At 57.4% G+C, this 594-nt stretch carries 1 protein-coding gene; it reads right to left on the reverse strand.

The features are described from left to right. On the reverse strand, nucleotides 1–594 hold a 594-nt coding region (locus tag H5T41_11470; GenBank protein ID MBC7109378.1), incomplete at both ends, for a 1,4-alpha-glucan branching enzyme.

Below are 594 nucleotides of genomic sequence, written 5' to 3' on the forward strand. Positions count from 1 at the left end.
CAATCAAGCTCATGCAAAGCTGGCTCCTCTCGGTATAACTTGTTTAGATCGCGCACCCAAAGCTGAATCCCCCGGTGTTCCGGCCGGGAAAGGAGCCACCAATCGAGCTCGCCATTGTGGTTCCACTCCCGCTCTTGAGCGAATTCCCCGCCCATGAAAAGGAGCTTCTTTCCGGGAACGGCGTACATGTACCCCAAAAGGAGCCGAAGGTTTGCCAATTTCTGCCAGGGATCGCCCGGCATCTTACCCAAAAGGGAGCCCTTTCCATGCACCACCTCGTCGTGGGAAAGGGGGAGGACGAAGTTCTCGGACCACGCGTAAAGCCCGCGGAATGTGAGTTTCCCATGATGGTATTTGCGGTAGATCGGATCGAGCCGGAAGTACTCCAGAGTATCATGCATCCAGCCCATGTCCCATTTGAACCCAAACCCGAGACCCCCGGCGTAGGTGGGACGGGAAACCCCGGGCCAGGCCGTGGACTCCTCGGCATAGGTCTGGACATCGGGAAAACGCCGATAAACCTCCTCATTGAACCGGCGAAGGAAATGAATGGCATCGAGGTTTTCCCGGCCGCCGTAGGGGTTGGGAACCCAT

This window comes from Methanomassiliicoccales archaeon (assembly GCA_014361295.1).
Taxonomy (GTDB): domain Archaea; phylum Thermoplasmatota; class Thermoplasmata; order Methanomassiliicoccales; family JACIVX01; genus JACIVX01.